This is a genomic window from Nonomuraea sp. NPDC005692 (assembly GCF_040631115.1).
Classification (GTDB): domain Bacteria; phylum Actinomycetota; class Actinomycetes; order Streptosporangiales; family Streptosporangiaceae; genus Nonomuraea.
This window is the reverse complement of the sequence record NZ_JBEXYU010000034.1, coordinates 39,069-65,108: the sequence shown is the minus strand read 5'-3', so window position 1 is coordinate 65,108 and position 26,040 is coordinate 39,069. Positions and strand designations below refer to the sequence as shown.

General features: G+C 72.2%; 27 protein-coding genes. 13 read left to right on the top strand and 14 right to left on the bottom strand.

Annotated elements, in window-relative coordinates; genetic code table 11:
* Window positions 1–14: 14 nt before the first annotated feature.
* Window positions 15–1,211 carry a serine hydrolase domain-containing protein gene (locus tag ABZ459_RS43320; RefSeq protein ID WP_357983990.1) on the bottom strand — a complete coding sequence of 399 codons (1,197 nt, stop codon included), beginning with the start codon at window positions 1,209–1,211 and terminating at the stop codon, window positions 15–17.
* A gap of 29 nt (window positions 1,212–1,240) precedes the next feature.
* Here ABZ459_RS43320 and ABZ459_RS43315 point away from each other — a divergent pair, with 29 nt between their 5' ends.
* Window positions 1,241–2,149: a cyclase family protein gene (locus ABZ459_RS43315; protein WP_357983987.1), complete on the top strand. Its 909-nt coding sequence runs from the start codon at window positions 1,241–1,243 to the stop codon at window positions 2,147–2,149.
* Between the two features lie 10 nt (window positions 2,150–2,159).
* Here ABZ459_RS43315 and ABZ459_RS43310 read toward each other — a convergent pair whose 3' ends face one another.
* The gene (locus tag ABZ459_RS43310) at window positions 2,160–3,293 is read right to left on the bottom strand and encodes a cytochrome P450 (RefSeq protein WP_357983984.1); all 1,134 of its coding nucleotides are present in this window, start codon (window positions 3,291–3,293) and stop codon (window positions 2,160–2,162) included.
* Between the two features lie 102 nt (window positions 3,294–3,395).
* Here ABZ459_RS43310 and ABZ459_RS43305 point away from each other — a divergent pair, with 102 nt between their 5' ends.
* A complete protein-coding gene (locus tag ABZ459_RS43305) occupies window positions 3,396–3,548 on the top strand; it encodes a hypothetical protein (RefSeq protein WP_357983981.1) in 153 nt (50 codons plus the stop codon).
* Here the strand turns inward: ABZ459_RS43305 and ABZ459_RS43300 are convergent.
* From ABZ459_RS43300 to ABZ459_RS43290, 3 genes are read right to left on the bottom strand one after another with little or no spacing between them, the layout of a single operon-like run.
* Complete coding sequence (locus tag ABZ459_RS43300; protein WP_357983977.1) at window positions 3,533–5,020, bottom strand: AMP-binding protein; 1,488 nt, start codon at window positions 5,018–5,020, stop codon at window positions 3,533–3,535. The two genes, ABZ459_RS43305 and ABZ459_RS43300, sit on opposite strands and share 16 nt — an antisense overlap.
* Window positions 5,021–5,022: 2 nt before the next feature.
* Window positions 5,023–6,090: an LLM class flavin-dependent oxidoreductase gene (locus ABZ459_RS43295; RefSeq protein ID WP_357983974.1), complete on the bottom strand. Its 1,068-nt coding sequence runs from the start codon at window positions 6,088–6,090 to the stop codon at window positions 5,023–5,025.
* 46 nt (window positions 6,091–6,136) lie between these two features.
* Window positions 6,137–7,300, bottom strand: coding sequence for an MFS transporter (locus ABZ459_RS43290; protein WP_357983971.1), 1,164 nt, complete (start codon window positions 7,298–7,300; stop codon window positions 6,137–6,139).
* A 74-nt stretch (window positions 7,301–7,374) separates the two neighbouring features.
* Here ABZ459_RS43290 and ABZ459_RS43285 point away from each other — a divergent pair, with 74 nt between their 5' ends.
* Complete coding sequence (locus ABZ459_RS43285) at window positions 7,375–8,376, top strand: ROK family transcriptional regulator (protein ID WP_357983968.1); 1,002 nt, start codon at window positions 7,375–7,377, stop codon at window positions 8,374–8,376.
* Window positions 8,377–8,415: 39 nt separating this feature from the next.
* On the opposite strand, the gene ABZ459_RS43280 is transcribed toward ABZ459_RS43285, so the two are convergent.
* Window positions 8,416–9,846, bottom strand: a complete 1,431-nt coding sequence (locus ABZ459_RS43280; RefSeq protein ID WP_352319971.1) for an ATP-binding protein — start codon at window positions 9,844–9,846, stop codon at window positions 8,416–8,418.
* On the bottom strand, window positions 9,843–11,492 hold the full coding sequence (locus ABZ459_RS43275) for an FAD-dependent oxidoreductase (protein WP_357983964.1): 1,650 nt from the start codon (window positions 11,490–11,492) through the stop codon (window positions 9,843–9,845). The genes ABZ459_RS43280 and ABZ459_RS43275 overlap by 4 nt, the downstream gene beginning before the upstream one ends.
* Before the next feature lie 84 nt (window positions 11,493–11,576).
* On the opposite strand from ABZ459_RS43275, the gene ABZ459_RS43270 reads away from it, so the two are divergent.
* Complete coding sequence (locus tag ABZ459_RS43270; RefSeq protein ID WP_357983961.1) at window positions 11,577–12,149, top strand: helix-turn-helix domain-containing protein; 573 nt, start codon at window positions 11,577–11,579, stop codon at window positions 12,147–12,149.
* On the opposite strand, the gene ABZ459_RS43265 is transcribed toward ABZ459_RS43270, so the two are convergent.
* The gene (locus ABZ459_RS43265) at window positions 12,139–12,900 is read right to left on the bottom strand and encodes an SDR family oxidoreductase (RefSeq protein ID WP_357983958.1); all 762 of its coding nucleotides are present in this window, start codon (window positions 12,898–12,900) and stop codon (window positions 12,139–12,141) included. The two genes, ABZ459_RS43270 and ABZ459_RS43265, sit on opposite strands and share 11 nt — an antisense overlap.
* 24 nt (window positions 12,901–12,924) lie before the next feature.
* A complete protein-coding gene (locus tag ABZ459_RS43260) occupies window positions 12,925–13,770 on the bottom strand; it encodes an RNA polymerase sigma-70 factor (RefSeq protein ID WP_357983955.1) in 846 nt (281 codons plus the stop codon).
* Window positions 13,771–13,874: 104 nt separating this feature from the next.
* Here ABZ459_RS43260 and ABZ459_RS43255 point away from each other — a divergent pair, with 104 nt between their 5' ends.
* Window positions 13,875–14,552 carry a ThuA domain-containing protein gene (locus tag ABZ459_RS43255; RefSeq protein WP_357983952.1) on the top strand — a complete coding sequence of 226 codons (678 nt, stop codon included), beginning with the start codon at window positions 13,875–13,877 and terminating at the stop codon, window positions 14,550–14,552.
* A gap of 197 nt (window positions 14,553–14,749) precedes the next feature.
* Here ABZ459_RS43255 and ABZ459_RS43250 read toward each other — a convergent pair whose 3' ends face one another.
* Window positions 14,750–14,998: a hypothetical protein gene (locus tag ABZ459_RS43250; RefSeq protein WP_357983948.1), complete on the bottom strand. Its 249-nt coding sequence runs from the start codon at window positions 14,996–14,998 to the stop codon at window positions 14,750–14,752.
* 27 nt (window positions 14,999–15,025) lie between these two features.
* Between ABZ459_RS43250 and ABZ459_RS43245 the strand changes: the two genes are divergently transcribed.
* On the top strand, window positions 15,026–15,490 hold the full coding sequence (locus ABZ459_RS43245; protein WP_357983945.1) for a hypothetical protein: 465 nt from the start codon (window positions 15,026–15,028) through the stop codon (window positions 15,488–15,490).
* A 23-nt stretch (window positions 15,491–15,513) separates the two neighbouring features.
* Here ABZ459_RS43245 and ABZ459_RS43240 read toward each other — a convergent pair whose 3' ends face one another.
* The 3 genes from ABZ459_RS43240 to ABZ459_RS43230 form a co-directional block, all read right to left on the bottom strand.
* Entirely contained in the window at window positions 15,514–16,137 is a 624-nt protein-coding gene (locus tag ABZ459_RS43240) for a MerR family transcriptional regulator (protein ID WP_357983942.1), read from the bottom strand.
* Between the two features lie 15 nt (window positions 16,138–16,152).
* Entirely contained in the window at window positions 16,153–17,001 is an 849-nt protein-coding gene (locus tag ABZ459_RS43235) for a LysR family transcriptional regulator (RefSeq protein WP_357983939.1), read from the bottom strand.
* A 93-nt stretch (window positions 17,002–17,094) separates the two neighbouring features.
* On the bottom strand, window positions 17,095–17,904 hold the full coding sequence (locus ABZ459_RS43230; RefSeq protein WP_357983936.1) for an alpha/beta hydrolase: 810 nt from the start codon (window positions 17,902–17,904) through the stop codon (window positions 17,095–17,097).
* 107 nt (window positions 17,905–18,011) lie between these two features.
* Between ABZ459_RS43230 and ABZ459_RS43225 the strand changes: the two genes are divergently transcribed.
* Entirely contained in the window at window positions 18,012–19,082 is a 1,071-nt protein-coding gene (locus tag ABZ459_RS43225) for an acetyl-CoA acetyltransferase (protein ID WP_357983933.1), read from the top strand.
* A gap of 41 nt (window positions 19,083–19,123) precedes the next feature.
* Here the strand turns inward: ABZ459_RS43225 and ABZ459_RS43220 are convergent, their stop codons facing one another.
* Window positions 19,124–20,074, bottom strand: coding sequence for a BadF/BadG/BcrA/BcrD ATPase family protein (locus ABZ459_RS43220; protein ID WP_357983930.1), 951 nt, complete (start codon window positions 20,072–20,074; stop codon window positions 19,124–19,126).
* A 79-nt stretch (window positions 20,075–20,153) separates the two neighbouring features.
* Here ABZ459_RS43220 and ABZ459_RS43215 point away from each other — a divergent pair, with 79 nt between their 5' ends.
* The 6 genes from ABZ459_RS43215 to ABZ459_RS43190 all read left to right on the top strand — a co-directional run bounded on the left by ABZ459_RS43215 (window position 20,154) and on the right by ABZ459_RS43190 (window position 25,857).
* Window positions 20,154–21,023, top strand: coding sequence for a MurR/RpiR family transcriptional regulator (locus tag ABZ459_RS43215; protein ID WP_357983927.1), 870 nt, complete (start codon window positions 20,154–20,156; stop codon window positions 21,021–21,023).
* 1 nt (window position 21,024) lies between these two features.
* Window positions 21,025–21,759: an SIS domain-containing protein gene (locus ABZ459_RS43210; protein WP_357983924.1), complete on the top strand. Its 735-nt coding sequence runs from the start codon at window positions 21,025–21,027 to the stop codon at window positions 21,757–21,759.
* Window positions 21,760–21,776: 17 nt separating this feature from the next.
* Window positions 21,777–23,189, top strand: coding sequence for an N-acetylglucosamine/diacetylchitobiose ABC transporter substrate-binding protein (gene ngcE, locus ABZ459_RS43205; protein ID WP_357983920.1), 1,413 nt, complete (start codon window positions 21,777–21,779; stop codon window positions 23,187–23,189).
* Window positions 23,189–24,100, top strand: coding sequence for a sugar ABC transporter permease (locus tag ABZ459_RS43200; protein WP_357983917.1), 912 nt, complete (start codon window positions 23,189–23,191; stop codon window positions 24,098–24,100). Before ngcE ends, ABZ459_RS43200 begins: the two co-directional genes overlap by 1 nt.
* Entirely contained in the window at window positions 24,101–25,018 is a 918-nt protein-coding gene (locus tag ABZ459_RS43195; RefSeq protein WP_357983914.1) for a carbohydrate ABC transporter permease, read from the top strand.
* Between the two features lie 299 nt (window positions 25,019–25,317).
* Window positions 25,318–25,857, top strand: coding sequence for a GNAT family N-acetyltransferase (locus ABZ459_RS43190; protein ID WP_357983911.1), 540 nt, complete (start codon window positions 25,318–25,320; stop codon window positions 25,855–25,857).
* Window positions 25,858–26,040: the final 183 nt, after the last annotated feature.

Here is a 26,040-nt window from a genome sequence, read left to right as displayed (position 1 = left end):
CGCGCGCCATGGGGTCACAGGGAGCGGTAGACGGCCTCGATCAGGCGCAGGCCGCGCAGGTTGCCGGTGAGGCTGTCGGCCATCCGGTTCATCACGTACCCGAAGGCCAGGTTGCGGGCGGGGTCGCCCAGGCCGAGCGAGCCGCCCATCCCCGAGTGGCCGAACGCGGTCGCCGACGGCATCGGGAACGTGAACGACGGGCGCATGTAGCCGAGCCCGAACGCGGTGTCCATGAACAGCACGCGGTCCGGGCCGCTGACGCGGGGCCGCAGGGCGTCCTGGAGGGTCGCGGGGCTCAGCAGGTCGCCGCCGACCAGCGCGCGGTAGAACCCGGCCAGGCCCTTGGCGGTGGTGACGACCCCGGCGGCGGGCCATCCGGCGCGCAGGATCACCGGGTTGTTCGCGCCGCCGTCGAGCAGGCGGATGGCCGGGTTGCCGAGCGCCCGGTTCATCAGGCTGCCCGGATCGAGCACCGCACGGCTCATCTCGCCCAGCAGATCCCGCCCCCCACCGGTGCCGGGCCCGGTCCCGCCGCCGGAGGGAGCCGGGGTGTCTGGAGTACGGTTCTCGGGGTCGGGGCGAGGGCGGGCAGGGGCCTTGAGGCGGGCGGCGCGGGGGATCACGTCGTCGGGCGCGCCGACCCAGAGGTCCAGCCCCAGCGGCCCGGCGATCTCCGCCGCCACCAGCTCGCCCACCGACTTCCCGGTGACCCGCCGCACCACCTCCCCGGCCAGGAAGCCGTACGTCAGCGCGTGGTACCCGTGCGCCGTCCCCGGCTCCCACAGGGGTGTCTGGCCGGCGAGCCGGGCCGCGATGGCGGGCTGGTCCTCGAACTCCGCCACCGGCACCGGCGTCTCGATCACCGGCAGCCCGCAGGAGTGCGTCAGCACGTGCTCGACCGTGACCGCGTCCTTGCCTCCGGCGGCGAACTCCGGCCACACGTCGGCGACCGGCGCCCGCACGTCCACCAGCCCCCGCTCGGCGAGCCGCAGCAGCACGGTGGCCGTCACGGCCTTGGTGCACGAGTACGCGAAGGCCGGGGTGTCCGCCTCCCAGGCCCGTCCCGTGTGCCGGTCGGCGACGCCGTCCCACAGGTCCACGACCAGCTCGCCGTCGAGGTGGACGGCCACCGCGGCGCCCAGCTCCTCGCCCTCGGCGAAGTTCCGCTCGAACGCCTCGCGTACGCGGGAGAACCGGGGATCGCAGTACATCAGACCTCCGCAGGAAAGGGAGCGCTTACTTGGTGCACGAGCCTAACAACTGGGGACGATTCGGCCCAGACGATCAGCGGGGCACCCTCAACCTGCTGACCCCCGCCGTCGTCCTGGAGGCCCTGCGCAGCGCCGTCACCGGCGAGGTGCTGAGCCTGGCCATGCCGATCAGGGGAGCCACCTCCTCGGCGGCCCCCACGACCGTCCCCCACCTGCGGGGCCGCCCGCTGCCGCAGCACTTCATGTCCGTGGACGGCGGCGACTACGCCGCGGGCGCGCGGCCGGTCGGCGACGGCCTGCGCGTGGCCGACGACGCCCTGCTGGTGAGCCACCACGGCACCACCACCCACATGGACGCGCTGTGCCACATGTGGACCGGCGACCGGCTCTACAACGGCCATCCGGCCGCCCGCGTCCGCTCCTACGGCGCCACCAGGTGCGGGATCGAGCACGTCGGCGGCGTGGTGGCCAGGGGAGTGCTGTTCGACGTGCCCCGGCGGCTCGGGCTCGACCACCTGCCGGCGGACTTCCGGATCCCCGCCGGGCTGCTCCAGGAGATCGCCACGCCGCGCCCCGGCGACGTCGCGGTGGTCCGTACGGGATGGCCGCTGGTGTGGCAGCGGTCGCGCGAGGAGTACTGGGCGGGGCAGCCGGGATTGTCGGCGGAGGCCGGCGCCTGGCTGGCCGCCCAGGACGTGTCGGCGGTGGCCTGCGACAACGCCGCCGTGGGCGGCCTGAACGAACGTCAGCTCGCCGACGAGTGCGCCGCCGACGACCTGCACCTCATCCTGCTCCACCGGCACGGCGTCCACCTGGTCGAGATGTTGTGGCTCGAAGAGCTGGGCGCGGCCGGGCGGACGGAGTTCGTCTTCATGGCCGCGCCGCTGCGCATCGAGGGAGGCACCGGCAGCCCGATCACCCCGCTCGCCGTCCTGTGAGCGCGCCCGGTCACCAGGTGACGGGCAGGCTCCTGACGCCGTACACCGAGGCGTCGTGCTTGACCGGCACCTCGGCCGCCGGCACGGCCAGGCGCAGGCCGGGGAAGCGCTCGAACAGCGCCCGGTAGCCGATCCGCAGCTCGATCCTGGCGAGCTGCTGGCCGAGACACTGGTGCACGCCGTGCCCGAAGGCCAGGTGGCGGCGCGCCTCGGGACGGTCCGGGACCAGCCGGTCGGGGTCGGCGTACACGGCCGGGTCGCGGTTGATCACGGGCAGGGACAGGGCCACGGTCTCCCCCGCCCTGACCGTCACGCCCGCCACCTCCACGTCCTCCAGCGCGGCTCTGGACGGCGCGCCGAGATGCAGGATCGACAGCCAGCGCAGCAGCTCCTCGACCGCGCCCTCCTCGTACGCGCACCCGCGCTCCAGCAGCGCGAACACCCCCAGTGCCAGCATGTTGGCCGTGGTCTCGTGGCCCGCCACCAGCAGGATCACCGCGAGCCCGGCGAGCTCGTCGTCGTCGAGCTCGCCGGTCAGGTCGCTGATCAGGCCGCCGTCCGGTTCCAGGCGCCTGCGGCGGACCAGGTCGCGCAGGTAGCCGGTCAGCTCGGCGAGCGCCCCCGCGCCGTCCGCGCCGAAGGTGACGAGCCGGGCGCTGAGCTCCTGGAACCGGCCGTGATCGGCGTACGGGACGCCGAGCAGCTCACAGATGACCAGCGACGGGATCGGCAGCGCGTACGCCGTCACGAGGTCGGCCGGCGGCCCGGCGGCGGCCATGGCGTCGAGGTGGTCGGCGGCGATGCGTTCGATCCGCGGTTCGAGCAGGCGCATCCTGCGCAGCGTGAACCGGCCGGTGAGCAGCCGGCGGTAGCGGGTGTGCTCCGGCGGGTCCAGGGCCGCGAAGAAGCCCGGCGGGGCGGGGACGCCGAGCCCGGCGGGGCCTCCGGGCGCGGCCCGGTGCTTGAGCTCCTGCCGGGCGCTGAACCGGGGGTCGCCCAGCACCGCGCGGGCCGCCTCGGCCGTGGTGGCCAGCCAGCCGAGATGGCCGTCGGCGAACTCCAGCCGGCTCATCGCCGGAAGGCCCGCCAGCCCGGCCGGGGGATCGAAGGGACATTCCGTGGGACGTTCGATGGGAAGTCGCATAATTCTGAGAGTAAACTCTCAAATAAGAGTTGCCTAGCAATATCCATCGATCTCCGACGAGTGAGCGCGCGGATCAGGAATGTCACGGGTGCCGTCACGGGCGTGATGGTGGCCCTGTGGTTCGAACGGGTCCGCAACCCGGCCATGGACGGCCCCGCCGAGCTGGACAGGGCGCTCGCCCACCTGGAGGCCGGGCTTCCTGTGCGGCCCGGCCCGCACCGGGCGGCCGGGCTCGCGGGTCAGGCGCCCGGGTAGTTGCCGCCGCCGTACGCGGCGTCGAGGGCGTCGTAGTCGGGGGTGAATCCCTGCTTGGGGATGGCGTCGGCGAACACCACCTCCCGCGGCCTCTTGTACGCCGCCAGCTCACCCCGGACGTGCGCGACCAGGTCCTCCTGCGTGGCGGCGGCGTCCGGCCTGAGCACGACCACCGCCTTGACCGCCTGGTGCCAGCGGGGGTCGGGCACGCCGATCACCGCGGCGTCGGCGACCGCCGGGTGGGTCCTGAGGGCGCGCTCGACCTCGGCCGGGTAGATGTTCTCGGCGCCCGACTTGATCATGCGGAGCCGCGGGCCGATGAAGGTGATGGTGCCGTCGGGTTCGCGGCGGCCGAGGTCGCCGGTGTGATGCCAGCCGTACCGCGACTTCTCCGCATTTAAGTCGGGCCGGGCGAAATATCCGGAAAAGAGGGTCTTGCCCCTCGCGCAGATCTCGCCCACCTCGCCCACCGGCACCTCCACGCCCTCCGGATCCAGGAGGCGCACCTGGACCAGCGGCGACGGCCGTCCCGCGAACCCCGCGCCGCCCTCGGCCAGCCCGAGGAAGGTGAGCATGCCGCCCACCTCCGTCTGCCCGTACCCGCCCATCTTCGAGCGGCACCAGGGCGAGTCGTCCACGGTGATCATGTCGTCCCACTCGGCGGAGTGGGCGACGAAGCGCAGCGAGGACAGGTCGTACTTGCCGCCCGCGTTCGCCGCCGCGACCGCGTCGATCATCGGCCCGAACAGGAACGCCTGCGTCACCCGCTCGGCGTCGACCAGCCGGCAGACCTCCTCGGCGTCGAAGGCGGGCGTGAACACGTTCGTGCCGCCGATCTGGAGGGTGGCCAGGCAGAACATCATCGTCCCGACGTGGAAGAGCGGCCCGTCGTTGAGGAAGGTGAACCCCGGCTCCATCTGCCGTACGACGAGCAGCGTGGCGCTGTGGGCCACCAGGGCGGCGCTGCTGAGCAGGGCGGCGCCGGGCCGGCCACCGAAGGCGGCGGTGTAGAGGGCGAGCACCGGCTCGGCGTCGTCCACCTGCGGGAACTCGCGCGGCGAGCCCCCGGCGACCAGCTCCTCGTACGCCTCGCCCGCGCGCACCCACGTCGCCTCGTCGGCCAGCTCGGCGGCGGTGTCGGAGTGCTCCCAGACGACGACCCTCGGCGCCAGGTCGGCCAGGACGAACCGCAGCTCGTCCGCCGACTGCCGCCAGTTGGCCGGGCAGAGCACCGCGCCCAGGCGGGAGCAGGCCAGCAGCAGCTCCAGCACGGCGTGCGAGTTCTGGCCGAGCCACATCACCCGGTCACCGGCGGCCACGCCGCGCCCGGCCAGGGCGTCGGCCAGCCGCGTCACGCGGGCGTCCAGCTCGGGGTAGGTGAGCCGCACGTCCCCGTCCACCACGGCGGTGACCCGGGGGCGGCTGCGGGCGTGGTCGGCCAGGACGTCGGACAGGGTGAGGCTGTGGATCATCGTCATCCTCCTGCGGGGGCGAAGGCCGGCATGACCTCGGCGGCGAAGAAGCGCATGACCCGCTTCATGTCCTCCAGCGGCATGGGCCTGGTGCTGCCGAAGTCGCACAGGAGGTTGCTGAAGCCGGCGTCCCTGAGCAGCGAGATCTGCTCGATCACGCGGGCGGGGTCGCCGATGACCTCCAGCTGCTCCCAGCGGAAGTCCGGCGAGACCGAGCCGCCCTTGAGGTAGCGGTCCTGGTAGTACTCGAAGCCCTGGGCGGCCTTGCCGGTCCTGGGGTCGATGGGCGCGCTGCGCTCGTTGAAGATGCGCGAGCGGTCGAAGGAGACCTCGAACCTGGCCTGGTCCTCGCGGGCCCGCTCCAGCGTGGAAGCGACGTAGACGCTGCGGGCCACCACCAGGTCGGCGCCCGCCGGGTGGCCGGCCCGCGCGGCCGTCTCGCGCCAGGTCTCGGCCGCCCTGACGACCTTGCGGAACGTCGCCGCCGGGTCGGCCAGGACGGGCAGGCCGCGCTCGGCGTACATGGTGACGGTCTCGGGGGAGACCGCGGCCACGTGCAGCGGCGGGTGGGGTGACTGCAGCGGCCGGGGCGCGAGCGAGACCTCGGCGCCGGTCCGGTAGAACTTCCCCTCGTGCCGGTACGACTCCCGCGTCCACAGCCCGAGGATCACCTCCAGCGCCTCGTTGAACCGGTCGCGCGCCTCGGCCAGGTCGATCCCGAAGCCCTCGAACTCGAAGCTCTGGTACCCCCGCCCGATCCCCAGGTCGAGCCGCCCGCCGGAGAGCACGTCCACCTGCGCGGCCTCCTCGGCCACATGGATGGGGTTGTGCAGCGGCAGCACCACGATGCCGGTGCCGAGCCGGAGCCGGGAGGTGCGGGCGGCGGCGTGGGCGAGCATGGTGAACAGGTTGGGCGCCACGCCGTAGTCGCGGAAGTGGTGCTCGGCCAGCCGCACCCCGTCGAAGCCCAGCTCCTCGGCCAGCTCGATGAGCTCCAGATGGTAGTCGTAGACGTCCTTGAAGCTCTGCCCGTCGAAGCGGTGGAAGAGGTGGAAGGTCGAGAACTTCATGCGGCGGCCTCTCCGTATGTAAACCAAGCGCTCGCTTGGGAGCGTATCACGCCGGCTGCCGCTCCAGGGCCACCTCCTGGGCCGCCGCGCGCGGCCGCAGCACCGGCGCGAGCAGCGTGAGCGCCACCAGGATCCCGGTGATCAGCGCGAACGCCGCCGGGTACGACACGCCGTCGGCCACCCATCCGGTCACCGCCGGCGCGGTCAGCCCCGACAGGTACGTGATCGTCGCGACCCCGGCGACCCCCTCGCCCGGCGTGGGCCCCGCGTTCCCCGCCGCCGCGAAGACCAGCGGCACGATGACCGCGACCCCCAGCCCGACCAGCGCGAACCCGACGATGCCCAGCGCGGGCGTGCGGGCCAGGACCACCAGCACGCCGCCCGCGACCGCGACGATCCCGCCCGCCCTGACCGCCCGCACCGGGCCGGTCAGGCGCACCACGCGGTCGCCCAGCAGCCGGGCCCCGGCCATGCAGAGCATGAAGATCGTGTAACCCGCGGCGGCCACGCCGGGCCCGGCGTCGGCGACGTTGGTGAGGTAGACCGCGGCCCAGTTGGAGCTGGCGCCCTCGGCGAACGTGCCGCAGAAGCCGACCACGCCGATGGCCGCGATGGCCCGCGAGGGCAGGGCGAAGCGGCGCGGCGCGGGCCCGGCGGCGGCCCGCGGCCCGTCGGGCAGCAGCCCGCGCCCGGCGATCCCGCCCGCGACCACCAGGACGGCGGCGACGACCCCCAGGTGCAGGCGGGCGTCGATGCCGGCGTGCGCGGCCAGGGTGCCGAGGCCGCCCGCCGCCAGGCTGCCGACGGCCCACATGCCGTGCAGGCCGGAGATCACCGGCTTCTTCAGATGCCGTTCGAGCGTGACGCCGTGGGCGTTCATGACGACGTCGCACATGCCCGCCGACGCGCCGTACAGCAGGAAGATGACGAACAGCCAGACGGGGGCGGGGGCGAAGGCGGGCAGGGCCAGGCCGCCGCACCACAAGGCGAGCAGCGCGCGCGTGGTGGCGCGGCTGCCGAACCGGTGGGCCAGGCGACTGGCCAGCGGCATCGCGGCGAAGGCCCCGATCGAGGGGCAGAGCAGTGCGAACCCGAGCATGCCCGCGCTCAGGTGGACGTGCTCCTGGAGCCACGGGATGCGGGTGGCGAAACTGCCGGCGACGGCTCCGTGCGCGGCGAAGACGGCCGCGATGGCGCGATGAGGGCTCATGGCCAGAAAAACTATCAGGCAACCTTCCTGATGAAAAGAGCTATCAGGGAGCCTTCCTGACTATTATGGGCGGCGTGAAGACCGCGACCCCGTCCATGGCCCGTGCGATCAACGACCGGCTCGCCCTCGACCTGCTGCTGGAGCACGGTCCGCTGACCGCGCCGCAGCTTCGTGAGCTGACCGGCCTGTCCAGGCCCACCGTCTCCGACCTGATCGAACGGCTCAGGGGCGGCGGCCTCATCGAGGAGGCCGGCGAGCGCGGCGAGGACCGGCGCGGCCCCAACGCCCGCCTCTACGCGCTGGTCGCCGGCCGGGCCCACGTCGCCGGGGTCGACCTGCGCCGTACGGCGATCAAGGTCACGGTCGCCGACCTCACCGGCCACGTGGTCGGCTCGGCCGTCCGCGAGATCTCCGGCGACCTGGTCGGCCTCGTCGCGGCCACGGTCGCCGAGGCCGCCGCGGGCCGTCGGCTCGACAACGTGGTCATGGGCGCGCCCGGCCTGGTCAAGCCCATGGACGGCGAGCTGGCGGTGGCCAACGACGTGCCCGGGTGGCGGCCCGGCCTGGTGGGCGCGGTGCGCGAGCGGCTGGGCGTGCCCGTCGTCCTGGAGAACGAGGTGAACCTGGCCGCCGTCGCCGAGCTGCGCACCGGCGCCGCCCAGGGCAGCGACGACTTCGTACTGCTCTGGCTGGACGACGGCATCGGCGCCGCGGTCGTGCTCGGCGGGCGGGTGCGGCGCGGCGCGTCGGGGGGCGCGGGCGAGATCGGCTTCCTCGACGTGGAGGGCACGCCGTTGTGCATCCTGCTCCAGAACACGACCCGGCCCGAGGAGCTGGCGCGCCGGGTCGCCAAGGGCGCCTTCGCGTTCGTCACCCTGCTCGACCCCGGCCTGGTGGTGCTCGGCGGGGCCACCGGCCAGGAGGGCGGCGACGAGCTGGCCGAGCAGGTCGCCGTCCGGCTGCGCGAGCTGTCGCCCGCGCCCACCGAGGTCAGGGCCACCCGGGTCGGGGGCAACGCGGTGCTGGAGGGGGCCGTGCTGACGGCCCTCGACACGGCGCGGGACAACGTCTGGTGACCCGCGCCGCGTCAGAAGGCCCGGCTCAGCGGACCCGGCCTACTGGACGGCGGCGGGCTCGCGCAGCGGCAGGCGCACCTCGAACCAGGTCTCGCCCGGCACCGAGCGCACCTTGAGCTCGCCGCCGTGCCGCCCGGCCACGATGCGGTAGGAGATGTCCAGGCCGAGCCCGGTGCCCTCGCCCACGCTCTTGGTGGTGAAGAACGGCTCGAAGATCCGGTCCTTGATCGCCTCGGGCACGCCGGGGCCGGTGTCGCCGATCTCGACGATCGCCTCGTCCTCGTCGTGGGCCGTGCGGACGGTCAGCGTGCCCTCCTCGCCCATGGCGTCGAGCGCGTTGTGGATCAGGTTCGTCCACACCTGGTTGAGCTCGCCCGCGTAGCAGGGGATGAGCGGCAGCGTGCGGTCGTAGTCGGTGACCACGCTGACGCCGGGCGGGGTCTTGCCGCGGAAGATGGCGATCGTGCTGTCGAGCAGGTCGTGCACGTCGATCATCTGGAACGGCGCCCGGTCCATCTGCGAGTACTGCTTGGCCGAGCGGATCAGCGAGGTGATGCGCTCGGTGGCCTCGGTGACCTCGTTCAGCATCTGGGAGATCTCGACGGCCTCGGCCAGCCAGTGGAGGGCGGCCGGGGTGTGCTCCTCGCCCACCTTGCCGCGGATCTTCTGCAGGTACTCGGCGGTGAAACCGGCGTTGACCAGCGCGGGAGCCAGCTCCCACGCGTCCTCGACGCCGACGTCCTCCAGGGCCTCGCCCAGCTCGTCCTCGGCGTCGGAGATCTCCAGCGGGGAGCGCTGCGGCTGGTTGCCCAGGTTGCTCGTGCACGCCTCCTGGGCCTCGATCAGCGTGCGCAGCTTCTCCGGCGGGATGCCGGCCTCGGCCAGCTGGGCGAGCTGGATGCGGGACGCCTTGATCAGCGAGCGCAGCTCGCTCACCGCGCGCACGGCCGCCGCCGCCGGGTTGTTCAGCTCGTGCGTGAGCCCGGCCGTGATCGTGCCGAGCGCGGTCAGCCGCTGCCGCCGGTCGATGATCTCCCGCTGCATACGCCCGCCCGACATCATGCCGTCGAGCAGGTGCATCGCCATCGGGAACCACTCGGCCACGATGTAGGCGAACTTCTTGGCGGGCAGCAGGAAGATCCGCGAGGGCGCGGTCGCGCGCAGCGTGTGCTGGTAGGTCTCCGGCGCCCGGTCGCCCAGGTACGCCGAGGTCGCGCCGCCGTAGACGCCGGGCTGGGAGGCGCGCGGCATGGCGACGGTGCCGGCGCTGACCGTCTCGTTGATCATCTGCACCTCGCCCTCCAGCAGCACGGCGAAGCACTCGGCCGGCTCGCCCTGCCGGACGATGTCCTCGTCCTGGGCGAACGAGCGCACCCGGCCGCTGGCGGCCAGCTTGCCGAGCTGCTCGTCGGTCAGCCGCTCGAACAGGAAGAGCTTGCGCAGTTCGTCGATGTCGACGGTGTCGGTCATTGCTTCTCCAGATAACGATGCACCAGCGCGACGGCCATCGCGCCCTCACCGACGGCGGAGGCCACCCTCTTGATCGACTCGGCCCGCACGTCCCCCGCGGCGAACACGCCCGGCACGTTGGTCTCCAGGTAGTAGGGCTCGCGGCGCAGCGCCCAGTTGCGCGGACGCCGGCCGCCCTGCACCAGGTCGGGCCCGGTGAGCACGAACCCCTTGGCGTCCCGCTCGACCGTCTCGCCCAGCCACGACGTGTACGGCTCGGCCCCGATGAACACGAACAGGTACTGGGCGTCGACCGTGCGCTCCTCGCCCTTGGTCGACAGCGTGAGCCGTTCGAGGTGGTCGTCACCGGCGCCGGCGACGACCTCGGTCAGGAGGCTGACCTCGATGTTGTCGATCGCGTTGATCTGCTCGATGAGGTAGTGGGACATGGACTTCTCCAAACCATCACCCCTCACCAACAAATGGACCTTGCGCGCGAATCCCGCCAGGTAGACGGCCGCCTGCCCGGCCGAGTTGGCCGCGCCGACGATGTAGACCTCGTTGTCCTTGCACGCCGGCGCCTCGGTCAGCGCGGCGCCGTAGAAGACGCCCCGGCCGACGAAGTCGTCCAGGCCGGGCGCCTCCAGCCGCCGGTAGGTGACGCCGGTGGCCAGGATCACCGCGTGGGCGGCGATCTCCCCGCCGTCCTTGAACCCGATCACCCGGGCCTGCCCGCGCGGCTCCAGATGGGTGACCTTGCGCGCGCTCAGCAGCTCGGCGCCGAACTTCAGCGCCTGCCGGCGCGCCCGGTCGGCGAGCTGCTGCCCGGACACGCCGTCGGGGAAGCCCAGGTAGTTCTCGATCCTGGAGCTCTGGCCCGCCTGGCCGCCCGAGGCGTGCGCCTCGACCAGCACCGTGTTCAGCCCCTCCGACGCGCCGTAGACCGCCGCGCCGAGGCCGGCGGGCCCGCCGCCGACCACGATCAGGTCGTAGAAGTCGGTGGCCGGCGTGGTGGACAGCCCGACCGCGGTGGCCAGCGCGGCCTGGTCGGGGGACTCCAGCGTGGTGCCGTCCTCGGTGACCACCAGCGGCAGGTGACAACCCTCGCCGGCCGCCTTGACGAGCTGCGCGCCTTCTGGGTCCTCGGCCAGCATCCACTGGTAGGGCACGTGGTTGCGGGCCAGGAAGTCCCGCACCTGGTACGAGCGCGCCGACCAGCGGTCGCCCACCACGCGCAGCTCGGGACGCGCCGTCCGGTCGGTCCGCATCCAGGCGGCGAGCTGGCCGTCGATCACCGGGTAGAACTTCTCCTCCGGCGGGTCCCACGGCTTGAGCAGGTAATGGTCGAGGTCGACCACGTTGATCGCCTGGATCGCGGCGTCGGTGTCGGCATAGGCGGTCAGCAACACCCGGCGCGCGTACGGGTACATGTCCATGGCGGCCTCGAGGAACTGCACGCCGTTCATCTGCGGCATCCGGTAGTCGGCCAGGATCGCCGCCACCTCGTCGCCGCGCAGCCGCATCTCCTTGACCGCCTCGATGCCGTCGTGGGCCGCCTCGGCGCGGACAATCCTGTACTCATGGCCGTACCGGCGCCTGAGGTCACGCGCCACCGCCCGCGACACCCCCGGGTCGTCGTCAACCGTCACGATGACCGGCTTGTCCATTCCCCTACCTTCTCCCCAATGGTCCCTAAGGGAAGGATGTCATGCACGCGTGGGTTGGTGAGCACTCGCTCATATCATGGGCGGATGAGCACCCGTGAGCGCATCCTCGACGCCGCCGAGCAGGCCATTCGGGAGTTCGGCATCTCGGGCGCGACCACCAGGCGCATCGCCCAGGCGGCCGGCTGCTCGGAGGCGCTGCTCTACAAACACTTCGCCGGCAAGGAGCAGATGTTCCTCTCGGTCCTGCTCGAACGGCTGCCCGCGCTCGCCCCCGCGCTGGCCCGGCTGCGGCTGAGCACGGGCGAGGGCGACCTGGCCGACAACCTCACCCGCTTCGCCCTGGCGGCGCTGGAGTTCTACACCGAGGCCGCCACCATCGCCTCCGGCATGCTGGCCGACCCCTCGCTGCTGGCCCGGTTCAAGCACATGCTCGCCACCACCGGCACCGGCCCCCACCTGCCGATCGGGGCGCTGGCCGAGATCCTCGACGCCGAGCGGGCCGCGGGCCGCGCCGACGCCGGCCTCGACCCCGGCGCGGCGGCCGCCCTGCTGATGGGCGCCTGCTTCCACCGGGCCAACCTGTCCTACTTCGTCGACCCGGCCGACAAGGACGAGGAGTGGGCGGCCGGCGTCGTCGCCACCCTGCTCAGGCGATGACCCGGCCGGCGCCGCCGTCGACCAGCATCGAGACGCCGTTCACGTACGAGGCCCGCTCGCTGGCCAGGAACGCGATCACGTCCCCCACCTCCTCGGCCTGCCCGACCCGCCCGACCGGCACGGCCCGGCCGCGCTCCTCGACCAGGTCGTCGCCGCCCGACATGCCGCGCAGGCGTTCGGTGTCGATCGCCCCCGGCAGCACGTTGTTGACCAGCACGCCGTCGCCGCCCACCTCGCGGGCCAGCGTGCGCACGAGCCCGGCGACGGCCGGGCGCATGGCGTTGGACAGCGCCAGCCCGTCGATCGCCTCGCGGACGGACGAGCTGGTGACGGTGACGATCCGGCCCCACCCCCGCGAGCGCATCTCCGGCAGCACCGCCTGGATCAGCCGGACGGTGCCGAGCAGGTTGCGCTGCACCGCGACGTCCCAGTCCTTGAGGCCGACCTCGTCGGCGCGGCCGGTGGGCGGGCCGCCCGCGTTGGCCACCAGGATGTCGATCGGGCCGAGCACGTCGCGCGTCTCGTCGGCCACCCGCTGAGCCGCCGCCGGGTCCTCCACGTCGGCCAGCACGGCGTGCACCACGTGGCCGAACTGCTGCAGCTCCACCACCGCGTCCGCGAGCCGTTCGGGGTTGCGCGCGCTGACGCACACGTCGCAGCCCTCGCGCGCGAGGCTCTTGGCGGCGGCCAGGCCGATGCCCGCGCTGCCGCCGGTGACCAGGGCGACCTTGCCCGAGATGCCGAGATCCATAAGCCGACTATAGTGACGGGCCGATCAGTCCGGCCGCACCCGGGTCAGCTTGTCCGGGTTGAGCATGCCGTAGAGCCCTTGGATGCGGCCGTCGCGCACGTCGAGGGCGATGAGCTGGTCGGTTCCGGCCACGTGTGTCCACAGGGCGGGGCGGCCGTTGGCCTCGACGAGACGCGCCCGGCTGAAGTCGTAGCGGGCCAGCAGGCCGCCGATGAAGGCGCTGACCTTGCGCCGGCCCAGGATCGGCCGCAGGGCTGCCCTGACCTTGCCGCCGCCGTCGTTCCACATGACGACGTCCTCGTGCAGCAGTTCGGTCAGCGCGTCGAGGTCGCCGCCGCCGGCCGCCTCCATGAACTTCGTCAGCAGCCTGGCGTGGTCCTCGTTCGTCGGGGTGAACCGGTCGCGGCCCTGCGACACCCGGACCGAGGCGCGGTGGTGCATCTGCCGGGCGTTGGCCACCGACGAGCCGACGATCTCGGCGATCTGGTCGTACGGCAGCTCGAACGCCTCCCGCAGCACGAACACCGCCCGCTCCGGCGGCGACAGCTTCTCCATCAGGTGCAGGGTCGCGAACGAGACGGTGTCGCGCAGCTCGGCCGTGTCCAGCGGCCCGGCCTCACCCGTCGCGACCGGCTCGGGCAGCCACGGCCCGGTGTACGCCTCCCGCCGCACCCGGGCCGAGCGCAGCTGGTCGAGGGCCAGCCGCGAGACCACGGTCAGCAGGAACGCGCGCGGCTCCCTGATCTGGCTCCTGTCGGTGCCCTCCCACCGCAGCCAGGCCTCCTGCACGACGTCCTCGGCGTCCCACATGCTGCCGAGCAGGCGGTAGGCCAGGCCCAGCAGCATCGGGCGGTATTGCTCGAAGTCCACGTCCGGCATCATGCCCTGTCACCCGGCCGGGCGACTCGGCGGGGCGGCCCGGTGGAATGGCACGGTGGGTGGTCAAGGCGGGCCGGGCGTGATGGGCTGGGGGCGTGGCCAGAAATCTGATCCTGTCAGGAGGGCTCTTCCACGACTTCGCCGCCACGTCGGCCGTGCTCGCCGACGTGCTGGGCGAGGTGGGCGTCGAGTCCGAGATCACCGAGGACATCGCGGGCGCGCTGAGCGAGCCGCCGGAGGTGCAGCTCATCACCGTCAACGCGCTGCGCTGGCAGATGGGCCAGGAGCGCTTCGCCGACCTGCGCGGCGAATGGCGCTTCGCGCTGCCCGCCCAGGCCCGCACCACGCTCCTCGACCACCTCGACCGGGGCGGCGGCCTGCTGTGCCTGCACACGGCCGCGGTCTGCTTCGACGACTGGCAGGGCTGGCCGCGGGTGCTCGGCGGTTGCTGGAACTGGCCCAAGTCCCACCACCCACCCCTGGGCTGGACCGGCGTGCGGGTGCACGGCGCCGCCCACCCCATCGTGGCGGGCCTGCGTGACTTCGACCTGGTGGACGAGGTCTACAGCGACCTCGACGTGCTGCCGGACGTGCGCCCCCTGGCCTCCTCGAACGGCCAGCCGCTGGTGTGGGCGCGTCCGGTGCGCCGCGGCCGGGTGGTCTACGACGCGCTGGGGCACGACACCAGGTCCTACGACAACGAGATCCACCGGACCCTGCTCCAGCGGGCCGCGTCGTGGCTGCTGAAACGGCCGGTGGGCGACACCGGCTGACGTGTCCGGTTCGGACAAGACCCGAGCTCGCGCGGCGGGCACGATGGCCCTATGAACGTCAATCTCTCGGCGGTCGCCGGATTCCTGGCCACGCACGCGCGGGTCCTGGACCGGCGCCGCTTCCACTTGCTCATGGAGGAGACCGGCCCGGCCTCCGTGCTCGACGCCCTCGACGCCTACCGCAACCCCGACGGCGGCTATGGCTGGGGCCTGGAGCCCGACCTGCGCTCGCCGGAGAGCCAGCCGGGCGCGGCGCTGCACGCCTTCGAGGTGTTCGAGGAGATCGGCCCCGACACCGCGCCGCAGGCCGTCGCGCTGTGCGACTGGCTGGAGTCGGTGACGATGCCCGACGGCGGCCTGCCGTTCGCGCTGCCGCTCACCCTGGCCGACGGCACCGCGCCCTGGTGGGCGGGCGCGGACACGAGCACCTCGTCGTTGCAGATCACGCCGTCTCCGCGGCGGCGGCCCACGGCGTGGCCGCCCACGACCCGGCCGTGGCCGCGCATCCGTGGCTGGAGCGGGCCACCCGCTACTGCCTCGACGCGATCCAGGCGCTGGACGAACGGCCGCACGCCTACGTGCTCTCCTTCGCCGTGCGCTTCCTCGACGCCGTCCACAGGACGCGGCCCGAGGCGGCCGGGCTGCTCAAGCGGCTGTCCGTCCACATCCCCGAGGACGGGCGGGTGCCCGTGGAGGGCGGCACCGCGGAGGAGCGGCTGCACCCCCTCGACTTCGCGCCCTACCCGGGGCGGCCGGCGCGCGAGCTGTTCGCGCCCGAGGTGATCGCCGCCGACCTCGACCGGCTGGCCGGGACGCAGCAGCAGGACGGCGGCTGGGTCGTGGACTACGCGCAGATCTCGCCCGCCGGCGCGCTCGAATGGCGGGGCGCGGCCACCGTACGGGCCGTCGAGATCCTGCGGCGCAACGGCGTGCTCTGACCGCCCCTGACCGGCCCTGATCGCTAGCGCTGCCCCACCCGGCGGGCCGACTCCGACTCCTGGGCCATGCGGCGCAGCGTGTCGAACGCCTTGCCGTACAGGACGGTGCCCAGCACCAGGGCCTCCACGGCGGCGTCGCGCGGCCCGTCGAAGGGGATGGTGTCCATCTCGATCTCGGTCACCAGCTTCCTGACGGCCTCGACGTACGGCCTGAGGTCGACGCGCAGGCCGAGCTGGCGCATGCGGACCACCGTCTGCGCCAGCTCGTCGCGGGTGGGGGCGTCCTCGGCGACGGTCCAGCCGAGCTCGGCGAGCAGCCGGTCGACCTCGGCCCTGGCGGCCCGCCACTCCTCGTCCTGCTCGGGCTCGACGACCGGGCCGAGCGCGTAATGCGCGATCCCCAGCATGTGATGGATGGGCAGCGTCTCGTCGTCGACGGCGGCGATGACCTGCTTGATGGCGGCCACGGGGAGCCTGCCCACCTCCAGCAGGGCCCGGATCAGGCGCAGCCTGCGCAGATGGGACTCGTCGTACTCCGCGCGGGTCGCGGCGGTCTGCTCGCCCTGGTGCAGCATGCCCTCACGCAGGTAGTACTTGATCGTGGGGATGGCGACACCGGATCGGGCGCTCAGTTCTGAGATGCGCATCGATAGATAATAGCGCTATCCAGAGCGGGCGACGTGGCGGGCCGCGCTCACCACCTCGTGCACGTCGGCCTGCCGGTTCCACAGGAAGACCGCCTCCAGCGGCGGCACGTCCTCCTTGATGGGGACGAAGGTGAGCGCGTCGGGCACGGTGCTGCCCTCGTGGACGCACAGGCTGTAGCCGGCCCCCGCGCCCACCATGTCGATCACCAGGTCATGGGTGGCGGCGGCCGGGCCCAGCCGGGGATGCAGCCGATGCCGGACGAACCCCTGCAGGAACCGCCGGGCACCGGCGACAGCGTCCGACTCCGGCATGATCAGCGGCTCGCCGGCCAGGTCCGCCAGCGACAGCGCCTCCTGGCCGGCCAGGGGGTGGTCGCGGGGGAGCAGCGCGCGGACCGGGAAGCGGTGGACGAGCATGCGGGCCACGCCCCTCGGCAGCGAGCCGGGGGCGTAACCGAGGCCGGCCTGCAACGTGCCGTCGGCGATGGAGACCATCTGCTCGGCCGTGCTCATCGGCGCGATCCGCACCGGCACGTTCTGGAGCTGCGCGAGCAGGCGGGCGGCCACGTCGGCCAGCCCGTCGGCCACGCCCAGCCGGGCGGTGCGGCCCCTGCCGCGGGCGGCGGCCACGGCTCGTTCGTAGGCGTCGAGCGCGACCGTGGCCTGGGCCAGGAACGCCTCGCCCGCCTCGGTGAGCCGCACGCCGCTGGACGAACGGCTGAACAGCTCGACGCCTATCTCCTTCTCCAGCGCCCTGAGCTGCTCCGACAGCGTGGGCTGCGCGATGTGCAGCGCGGTCGCGGCGCGGCGGAGGCTGCCGGCGCGCGCGATCGCCATCGCGTATCTGACGTAGCGCAGATCCATCTCTCACCTCGGGGTGATGATGATGGGCTATCGGCTGATCACATCTCCGTATTACAAGACGGGGCAGCCCGCGTGAAGACGTCCAGTCACGGCTTATGCCTTCCCGCTGCTCAGGACCTCGCCCAACCTGGCGGCGAAGGCCTTCGGACGGAAGACGCCGCCGTTGTGGCCGCCCGGAAACTCCGCGTACGGCACCCCCAGCGCCTCGGCCAGCAACACCCCGCAGCGGTACGGCATGATCGGCCCCGTGCTCACCCCCACGGCGGGCACCACGCGGTCGGCGACCGACCTGAGCGCGGCCAGGTCCAGCCGGTGGCGGCGCACGGCCGGGGCGTCGTGGGTGAGGAAGAACTCCAGGTTCGCCTGCCGCTGCCGGCCCGGCCGGGGCAGCACGGCGTCCCGCTCGCGGTCGGCCGGGTCGATGCCCGCCATGACCACGAACTTGGCCAGCGCGGCGAAGGCCCCCTCCGTCGCGAACGTCTCCTCCACCTCGCCCTGGGCCGCGTCGGCCGCCGCCCGCTCGGCCTCGGGCAGCAGCTGGACGGCGGGCGGCTCGTGGGCGACCAGCAGCCGCACCTGGCCGGGGTGGCGGGAGAGGTGCTCCAGGGCGATCAACGCGCCGATGCTGCTGCCGTAGACGTGGGCGGGCTCGGTGGTGAGCGCGGCCAGCAGCCGGTGGACGTCGTCGGCGTGGGTGGCCAGGGTGGTCGGCCGCGCGGGGTCGTCGACCGTGCTGGCCGACAGGCCGCGCCGGTCGTAGGTGAGGACGGTGTAGCGGTCGGCCAGCCCGTCGGCCAGCGCCGCGCTCGCCCGCGAGTCGCCGTCGCCGCCCGCGACGAGCAGCAGGAGTGGGCCGGTGCCGCGCAGCTCGTAGTGGAGGCGGGCGCCCGGAACGGTCAGCATGCTCGTCCTCGATTCCCTCGACGTTGCGCTACAGGTATACACGTCCCCATACCGAGCAAGCGCTTGTCTTGGCGTGTTATCGTGATCGCCGAGCTGGAGGGGGCGGGATGCAGTCCTTCGCCGGGTGCGCGGCCGTGGCCGGGATCGGGATGACCGCGCTGACCAGGCAGTCCGGGCGCACCGAGCTGGAGCTGGCCGCCGAGGCGTGCCGGGCCGCCTGCGCGGACGCCGGGATCGCGCCCGGCGACGTCGACGGGCTGCTCAGCTACCACATGAACGACTCCGCGCCGGTCGTCCAGGTCGCCCGCGCGCTGGGGATCGAGCGGCTGCGCTGGCACAACGACATCTCCGGCGGCGGCACGCAGGCGGCGTCCGTGCTGGGGGACGCGGCCATGCTGATCCACGCCGGAGTGGCCAGGAACGTCCTGGTCTTCCGGGCGCTCAACGGGCGGTCCGGCACGCGCATGAACACCGCCTCCACCGGCCCCCTGGAACGCCACACCTACGGCCTGGCGGGGCCGATCCCGCTGTTCGCCATGGCCGCGACCCGCTACCTGCACGACACCGGGCTCACCGCCGAGCACCTGCACGCCGTGGTCGACCAGTCCAGGCGCAACGCCGCCGCCAACCCGCGCGCCCTGCGCCGCGAGCCTCTCGACCTGGCCGCCTACCTGGCCAAACCGTACGTCAGCACGCCGCTGCGCACCGCCGACTGCTGCCTGGAGACCGACGGCGCGTGCGCGCTGCTGGTGAGCGGCGTCCTGGACGGTCCGCGCATCCGGGCGGTGGTCCGCGGGGGCGGGCCCGGCTGCTCCTCCATGGACCGCTCGCCGGACGTGACGGCCGTCTTCTCCGCGCACGTCGCGCCGCTGTTGTGGGCGGCGTCCGGGATGCGGCCCTCGGACGTCCGGGCGGCGCTGCTCTACGACGCCTACTCCTGGCTGGTGCCCCGGCAACTGGAGGACTTCGGGCTGGCGGCACGCGAGGACCTGGGGGCGTACCTGCTGGAGCGGCGGCACGCCTGGGTGAACCCGCACGGCGGCCTGCTCTCGGAGGGGTACGTGCACGGGCTCAACAACGTGGCCCAGGCGGTGCGGGAACTGCGCGCCGGGCGCGAGACCGCCCTGGTGACCGGCTTCGGCGGCAGCTACGGCAGCGCGGCCCTGCTCACGCGGTGAACGGCAGCTACGGCAGCGCGGCCCTGCTCACGCGGTGAACGTCAGGGAGTGAGCGTGAACGCGGCGTGCGAGCTCCTGCCGTCGTCGCCGGGCAGCACGCCGCGGGCCGCCAGCCAGGCCGCCGCGCCCGCCGCGTCGCGCGCCGTGCGCACCCGCTCGCCGGACAGCCGCGCCAGCACGGCCCGGCGCACCGGCCCCTCGCTGGTCAGCACGCTGCCCGCGAGCACGACGTCGCCCGAGACGTGCACCCTGCCCAGGGTTGCCACCAGGCGGTCGGCGGCCTCCTCGGCGACCTTGAGCGCCATCGGGTCGCCGGCCTCGGCCGCCCGGCTGACCAGGGCGGACAGCGCGGCCAGCCGCATGTGATCGGCCTGCGCGAGCCGTACGAGCCGGTCGGCGACCGCCCGCGGCGACCCCGGACGTTCCTCGCCCAGGAAATGCTCCACGACGAGCGTGACCAGGCTGCCCGGCTCGCCCGTCGCGCCCCGGTCGAGGGCGGAGACCACGGCCTTGGCGGCGGCGCGGCCGATCCAGAAGCCCGAGCCCTCGTCGCCCAGCAGCCAGCCGAGCCCGTCGGCGATCGTCTCGATGCGGTGGCCCGTGACCCTGGCCGCGACCGCGCCCGTGCCCGACAGCAGCAGCGAGCCGTCGGGCTCGGCGGTGCCGGCGGCGTAGGCCACGGCCACGTCGCGCTCGATCAGGGGGCCCGCCTCGATGCCGTGGCCGGCCCACACCCGGGCCAGCTCGGGGACCAGCGTGTCGACCTGGCCCGCGACCCCGGCCAGCGAGGCCACGACCTGGCCGCCGTCGTGCGACCCCAGCGCCTGGCCGAGCGCCGTGCCGATCGCCGCCACCGCCTTGTCCAGGCCGTGCGCCGAGGGGTTGCCGGCGCCCGCCCGCGCGTAGCCGACGCGGGTGCCGTCGAGGGTGTGGACGGAGACGCGCGTCGAGGTGGCTCCCGCGTCGACACCGACCACCAGCGATTTGGTCACGGTCGAATTCTGGGGGTTGACGTGACCGGGAAGCAAGAATAATTTTCGCCAGAAGACCGAGTATTCGGAAGGAATATTCGTGACTTCAGGAGCCCTCGGGCGCGTCGAAACAGAACTGCCCGGCCTGCCGGAGGCGTTGCGCCGGGTCGGCGAGGTGATACTCGGCGACCCCGCCGAGGCCGCGCGGTCGACCATCATCGCGCTGGCCGAGCGGGCGGGCAGCTCGCCCGCCACCGTGACCAGGTTCTGCCGGGCGTTCGGCTTCTCCGGCTACGCCGAGCTGCGGGTCGCCCTCGCCACGGAGACCGGCCGGGCCGCGCAGGCCGGCTGGGGCGCGGGCGTCGGGCACGAGATCGGCCCCGACGACCCGCTCGACTCGGCCATCGAGGTGATGGCCGCCGCCGACGCCAGGCTCATCCAGGACACCGCCGCCCAACTCGACCTCGCCGTGGTGGCCCAGGTCGCCGACGCCGTCGTCAGGGCCCGCCGGGTGCTGCTGATCGGCGTCTCCACCAGCGGGAACGTCGCCACCATGCTCGAAGGCAGGCTGCGCCGCATCGGCATCCCGTGCTGGAGCGCCGGCGACGCGCACGTGGCGCTGTCGGAGGCGGCGCTGCTCGGCGCGGACGACGTCGCCATCGGCATCAGCCACCGGGGCCGCACCCGCGAGGTCATGGAGGCGCTGGCCGAGGCGGGCAGCCACGGCGCGACCACGGTCGCCGTCACCTCCTTCGCCCGCTCGCCGCTGGCCGAGCTGGCCGGTCTGGTGCTGACGACGGCCAGCAGGGAGACCACGTTCCGGCTGGGCGGGCTGGCGGCCGTGCACTCGCAGCTCTTCGTGCTGGACGCCGTCTACGTGGCGGTCGCGCAGCGCACGTACGAGCGCACCAACGAGGCGTTCGAGCTCACGATCAGCGCGGTGGAGAGCCACCGCGTGGAGAGAGGCTGACATGCGGTACGCGTCCACGGCCCTCGCCCTCGCCGGACAGGTCGCCGAGAGCCAGGCGGAGCCGGTGCGCCGGGCCGCCGCCCTGATCGTCGCCGCGCTGCGCGCCGGCGGGGTGGTCAACGCGTTCGGGTCGGGGCACTCCGAGGCCATCGCCATGGAGATCGCCGGACGGGCCGGCGGCCTGGTGCCCAGCAACCGCCTCTCCCCGCGTGACCTCGTCCTGTACGGCGGCCGGCCGCCGAGCGTGCTCACCCCGGAGCTGGAACGCGACCCGGCCGTCGCCCACGAGATCTACGACCTGGCCCCCGTCGAGCCGCAGGACGTGTTCGTCCTGGTCTCCAGCTCCGGGGTGAACGGCACGGTCGTGGAGCTGGCCACGCTGGTCAAGGAGCGCGGCCACCCGCTCGTCGCGATCACCTCGGTCGCGCACAGCACGCGCATGACCTCGCGCCATCCCTCGGGCGGCAAGCTCATGGACCTGGCCGACGTCGTGCTCGACAACGGCTCCCCGTACGGGGACGCCGTCCTCGACCTGCCGGACGGCGGCACGTACGGCGCGGTCTCCACGATCACCTCGGCGCTGCTGGCGCAGATGGTGGTCACCGAGGCGGTGGAGGAGCTCGTCGCCCTGGGCGAGCGGCCCCCCGTCTACCTGTCGGTCAACGTGACCGGCGGCGACGAGCACAACAAGGCCCTGGAGAGCCGATACGCAGGGCGAATACGACGAGGATCATGAACATCTAGGAGCCATCAATGTCTGACACCCCCCATATCAGTCGTCGTCAACTCCTGCGCGGCGCGGCCCTCGTCCCCGTCGCGGGGACGCTGGCCGCCTGTGCCACCCCGGCCGCCAAGCCCACGGCCACCACCTCGTCCGCGCCGGTGGCGACCAGCGCGGCCAACCCGTTCGGCGTCGCGGACGGCAAGCCGCTGGAGGTGTGGATCTTCGACGGCGGCTTCGGCCAGGACTACGCCAAGAACATCCACGAGCCGCTGTTCACGGCGAAGTACCCGAAGAGCGAGATCAAGCACAACGCGACCAAGGAGATCACCAAGGTCCTCCAGCCGCGGTTCGCCGGCGGCAACCCGCCGGAGGTGATCGACAACTCCGGCGCCAACTTCATGGACTTCGGCGCCCTGTCCCAGGACGGCCAGCTCCAGGACCTCACCGCCCTCCTCGACGCGCCGAGCTGGGACGACCCCGCCGTCAAGGTCAGGGACACCATCGACCAGTCGTTCATCGACATCGGCACCTACGACGGCAAGTTCAGCGTGCTGGGTTACGTGAACTACATCCACGGCATCTGGTACTCACAGAAGGTGTTCAGGGACAACGGCTGGGAGATCCCCAAGACCTGGGACGAGTTCGTCAAGCTCTGCGAGGCGATCAAGAAGTCCGGCAAGATGGCGCCCTTCACGTACGCCGGCAAGTTCCCCCAGTACCTGTACGAGCCGCTGCTGACCATGGCCGCCAAGATCGGCGGCAACGAGGTGCTGGTCAACATCGACAACCTGGAGGACGGCGCCTGGACCACCGAGGCCATGAAGACCGCCGCCACGGCCTGGGCCGAGGTGGGCGCCAAGTACCTCATGGAGGGCACGACCGGCCTCGACCACGTGCAGACCCAGACGGCCCAGAACAAGTACAAGGTGGCCATGCTGCCGTCCGGGTCGTGGCTGGAGAACGAGCAGAAGAGCACCACCCCGCCCGACTTCGAGTACGGCATGTTCCCGATCCCCGACGTCACCGGCTCCGACAAGATGCCGTACGGCACCCTGCACACCCAGCCCGGCGAGAACTTCATGGTCTCGGCCAGGAGCGCCAACCCGCAGGCGGGCATCGAGTACCTGCGCGGCATGTTGTCGAAGAAGGCGGCCGGCGACTTCAGCGAGATGGTCAAGACGGTGACCGCGGTCAAGGGCGCGACCGAGGGCCGTACGATCTCGCCCGGCGTCACCAGCGCCTCCAAGGCCGTCGCCGACGCGGGCGCCAACACCGTCTACTACCGCTGGAACACCTGGTACGGCCAGCTCAAGGACGAGGGCATCGCCGCCACCGGCGAGCTGATGTCCGGCGGCCTGACGGCGGAGAAGTACCTGGAGCGCATGCAGAAGAAGGCCGACGAGATCAAGAACGACTCCTCGATCAAGAAGTTCAAGCGTTGATGTTGTTCAACAGGTATCGCCGCGGGCTGTTCATCACCGCGTTCCTGGCAGCCCCGGTGATCCTCTACCTCGTCTACGTCATCTCGCCGCTGCTCCAGGCGTTCCGCATCGCGATGACCGACTGGCGCGGCGTCACGGCCACACCGAACTTCATCGGGCTGGACAACTTCGTCCGGCTGTTCAAGGACGGCGTCTTCTGGAAGGCCGTCAGCCACAACGCCATGCTGCTCGTGCTGCTGCCGCTGCTCACGATCGTCATCGCGCTGTTCTTCGCCTTCCTGCTCAACGTGGGCGGGCGCAAGGGCTCCTCGGGCATCGCGGGCTCGAAGTTCTACCGCGTGGTGTTCTTCTTCCCGCAGGTCCTGGCCGTGGCCGTGGTGGGGGTGCTGTTCCAGCAGGTGTTCCGGCCCGACGGCAGCGGCATGCTGAACGGGCCGCTGATCGCGCTCGGTGCCAAGCCGGTCGGGTTCCTGTCCGACCCCGGCGTGGCCTTCTGGTCGGTGCTCGGCGTGCTGGTCTGGCAGGCGGTCGGCTTCTACGTCGTGCTGTTCTCGGCCGGGCTGGCCTCCATCCCGCGCGACATGTTCGAGGCCGCGCAGATCGACGGCGCGGGCCGGTTCAGCCTGTTCTTCCGCATCACGCTGCCGCTGCTCTGGGACACGATCCAGGTGGCCTGGGTCTACCTCGGCATCCTGGCGCTCGACGCGTTCGCGATCGTGTGGGTGATGACCGACCAGCACGGCGGCCCCGACTGGTCGACCACCGTCATGGCCGCCGAGATCTACCGCAACGCCTTCCAGTACTTCCGCTTCGGCTACGCCTCGGCCCTCGGCATCATGATGTTCTTCTTCACCGTCGGCTTCGCCATCCTCTCGCTGCGCCTGTCACGCCGCGAACGAATCGAGTACTAGATGACAACGACGACCACGTGGACGGTGGCGAACTCCCGCAAACTGGCCCGCCAGGAGCGCCGGCGACGGCTCGGGCCGATGGCCGTGCTCTCCCACGTCGCGCTCCTGGTGTGGACGGTGCTCGTCGTGGTGCCGATCCTGTGGACCTTCCTGGCCTCGGTGAAGAGCGAGGACGAGATCTTCGGCGAGGCATGGGGGCTGCCGGCCAAGCTCAACTGGGACAACTTCGCCCGCGCCTGGGAACAGGCGCACATCGGGCAGTACATGCTCAACAGCGTCATCGTCGTCACCTTCAGCGTGGCCGGGACGATGCTGCTCGGCTCGATGGCCGCGTACGTGCTGGCCCGGTACCCCTTCCGTGCCAACCGGCCGATCTACCTCCTGTTCGTGTCCGGGCTGGCCTTCCCGGTGTACCTGAAGCTGACGCCGCTGTTCTTCGTCGTGCAGAACATGGGGGCGGTGCCGCTGGTGGGGCCGTACATCGGGTTGAACACGCACGCGGGGCTGGTGCTGGTCTACATCGCGTACTCGATGCCGTTCACGGTGTTCTTCCTGACCGCGTTCTTCCGTACGCTGCCCACGGCGGTGGGGGAGGCGGCCATGGTGGACGGCGCCTCGCACACCCGCGTGTTCTTCCAGATCATGTTGCCGATGGCGCGGCCGGGCATCATCAGCATCACGATCTTCAACGTGCTCGGGCAGTGGAACCAGTACCAGCTTCCGCTGGTGCTGCTCCAGGACCGGGACAAATGGGTGCTCACGCAGGGGATCGCCGACATCTCCACGTCGGCGGGGTACGACCAGGACTGGTCGGCGCTGTTCGCCGCCCTGACGTTGGCGATCCTGCCGATGCTGGTGGTTTACACGGTGTTCCAGCGCCAGATCCAGTCCGGCCTGACCTCTGGAGCCCTCAAGTGAACGGCTTCCCCTAAAGGGGGTCCGCCCCAGGGCTCAACGGCCTTCGCCTCTGGCTCAGTGGGCTTCGTCGGGGGCGCTTCGCGCTTGGAGACTCAGGCGGTCTTTCTTGGGGCGCCTGGCGGCGCAACCCCCGCGCCTGGCGGCGCCATGGCGCCGCGAGGCGCCAGTGCTCTGACCGGATACGTTCGCCGGATCGGTGGTCGTTTCGTTGGCCCTGGGAGCGGCCCGTGTTTCTGGGAGGCGGTGTCACGCAAGAAAATTGATTGCCTGGGGGCCAGAGCTCATGTTGGCTGGCCGGCATGGCTGAACTGCGTACCGATCGTCTCGTCCTGCGCCGATGGCGTGACTCCGACCTTGAACCGTGGGCGGCCATGAACGCCGATCCCGAGGTCCGGGAGCACTTGGGCGACCTGCTCACCCGCGAACAGAGCGATGCCTCCGTGTCGCTCTTTCAGGCCGAGTTCGACCAGCGAGGCTACGGGTGGTGGGCGGTCGAGGTGGAGGCCACGGGCGAGTTCATCGGCTTCGCGGGCTTGGATGAAGTGGACGACCACATGCCGTTCACGGGAGTGGAGATCGGCTGGCGGCTCGCCCGCTCGGCCTGGGGCCAGGGCTACGCCACCGAGGCTGCGCTGGCGGTCCTGGCCCACGGCTTCGACGCTCTTGAGCTTCCTGAGATCCTCGCTGTCACAACGGCCACCAACCTTCGTTCCCAGGCGGTGATGCGCCGGATCGGCATGACCCGGGACCCGGCCGACGACTTCGACGACCCCACCGAGCCCGAAGGGCCACTGCGTCCGAACGTGCTGTACCGCATCGCCCGTAGTGCGAGCATCTGACGTTCTCCACCAGGGGCGTTTGATCAGACTGCGGTGGGCGTCACCGCACATCGAACCGCCACGACCGCCACCACGGCGACCTGTGCGGTCAGAGCACCAGGTCGTCGGACTGGTCGACTGGGATTCCGGCCAGGAGTCGCGTCCAAGGGCAGTGGCTCTTGAAACCGGATGCCAGATGTCTCC

What these genes read in the sequence shown, in the direction of transcription:
- ABZ459_RS43235 (WP_357983939.1), bottom strand. Translation starts at nt 17,001, where the DNA reads ATGGATCTGCGCTACGTCAGATACGCGATGGCGATCGCGCGCGCCGGC.
- ABZ459_RS43275 (WP_357983964.1), bottom strand. Translation starts at nt 11,492, where the DNA reads ATGGACAAGCCGGTCATCGTGACGGTTGACGACGACCCGGGGGTGTCG.
- ABZ459_RS43310 (WP_357983984.1), bottom strand. Translation starts at nt 3,293, where the DNA reads ATGCGACTTCCCATCGAACGTCCCACGGAATGTCCCTTCGATCCCCCG.
- ABZ459_RS43265 (WP_357983958.1), bottom strand. Translation starts at nt 12,900, where the DNA reads ATGGATCTCGGCATCTCGGGCAAGGTCGCCCTGGTCACCGGCGGCAGC.
- ABZ459_RS43320 (WP_357983990.1), bottom strand. Translation starts at nt 1,211, where the DNA reads ATGTACTGCGATCCCCGGTTCTCCCGCGTACGCGAGGCGTTCGAGCGG.
- ABZ459_RS43300 (WP_357983977.1), bottom strand. Translation starts at nt 5,020, where the DNA reads ATGATCCACAGCCTCACCCTGTCCGACGTCCTGGCCGACCACGCCCGC.
- ngcE (WP_357983920.1), top strand. Translation starts at nt 21,777, where the DNA reads ATGTCTGACACCCCCCATATCAGTCGTCGTCAACTCCTGCGCGGCGCG.
- ABZ459_RS43280 (WP_352319971.1), bottom strand. Translation starts at nt 9,846, where the DNA reads ATGACCGACACCGTCGACATCGACGAACTGCGCAAGCTCTTCCTGTTC.
- ABZ459_RS43225 (WP_357983933.1), top strand. Translation starts at nt 18,012, where the DNA reads ATGCAGTCCTTCGCCGGGTGCGCGGCCGTGGCCGGGATCGGGATGACC.
- ABZ459_RS43210 (WP_357983924.1), top strand. Translation starts at nt 21,025, where the DNA reads ATGCGGTACGCGTCCACGGCCCTCGCCCTCGCCGGACAGGTCGCCGAG.
- ABZ459_RS43195 (WP_357983914.1), top strand. Translation starts at nt 24,101, where the DNA reads ATGACAACGACGACCACGTGGACGGTGGCGAACTCCCGCAAACTGGCC.
- ABZ459_RS43200 (WP_357983917.1), top strand. Translation starts at nt 23,189, where the DNA reads ATGTTGTTCAACAGGTATCGCCGCGGGCTGTTCATCACCGCGTTCCTG.
- ABZ459_RS43295 (WP_357983974.1), bottom strand. Translation starts at nt 6,090, where the DNA reads ATGAAGTTCTCGACCTTCCACCTCTTCCACCGCTTCGACGGGCAGAGC.
- ABZ459_RS43240 (WP_357983942.1), bottom strand. Translation starts at nt 16,137, where the DNA reads ATGCGCATCTCAGAACTGAGCGCCCGATCCGGTGTCGCCATCCCCACG.
- ABZ459_RS43230 (WP_357983936.1), bottom strand. Translation starts at nt 17,904, where the DNA reads ATGCTGACCGTTCCGGGCGCCCGCCTCCACTACGAGCTGCGCGGCACC.
- ABZ459_RS43290 (WP_357983971.1), bottom strand. Translation starts at nt 7,300, where the DNA reads ATGAGCCCTCATCGCGCCATCGCGGCCGTCTTCGCCGCGCACGGAGCC.
- ABZ459_RS43270 (WP_357983961.1), top strand. Translation starts at nt 11,577, where the DNA reads ATGAGCACCCGTGAGCGCATCCTCGACGCCGCCGAGCAGGCCATTCGG.
- ABZ459_RS43190 (WP_357983911.1), top strand. Translation starts at nt 25,318, where the DNA reads ATGGCTGAACTGCGTACCGATCGTCTCGTCCTGCGCCGATGGCGTGAC.